Below are 498 nucleotides of genomic sequence, written 5' to 3'. Positions count from 1 at the left end.
GCACTTAAAAGACGATGCCCTGTTTCATATGTCTCTTTGAGCCTCTCATCAAGGCCCAATAAATACTGAACTAAACTGTATTGACTCTGCCAAGACTTAAAAAGTCCGTATGACTGATATATCATTCGATCCAAATCTAAGGGCGCTTTTAATAGTAACTTCCAATAACGCTTTAATTTATTATATTGAGGTCTGTCTTTTGTCCTAAAACCATTCATAACTTGAACTCGGCATCGATTGATTTCACGATTGATCGCCTGCACGATATGAAAGCGATCAATAATCATCTCCGCATGAGGAAATAAGTCTTGAATGAGTGCGATATAAGGTGGAAACATATCTATAGAGATGGTTTTCACTCTTTCACGTTGCTTTCTAGAGAACTTTAAAAAATAGGCTTCTAATTTATGTTTGCGACGATCAGGTAAAATATCGATGATATCATGGGTTACACTATCACAGTAAATAAAGCTCATCGCACCTTCGACATCTTTCGTT

At 36.7% G+C, this 498-nt stretch carries 1 protein-coding gene; it reads right to left on the bottom strand.

Going from position 1 to position 498, the window contains the following annotated elements:
• A partial coding sequence (locus tag CD118_RS10715) for a transposase (RefSeq protein ID WP_142380873.1) occupies nt 1-498 on the bottom strand: 498 nt, incomplete at both ends.

Origin of the sequence: Staphylococcus coagulans (genome assembly GCF_002901995.1) — a bacterium.
In the GTDB taxonomy this organism is placed as follows: Bacteria; Bacillota; Bacilli; order Staphylococcales; family Staphylococcaceae; genus Staphylococcus; species Staphylococcus coagulans.
The sequence above is the reverse complement of the archived record's forward strand: the minus strand, read 5'-3'. Positions and strand labels throughout refer to the sequence as shown.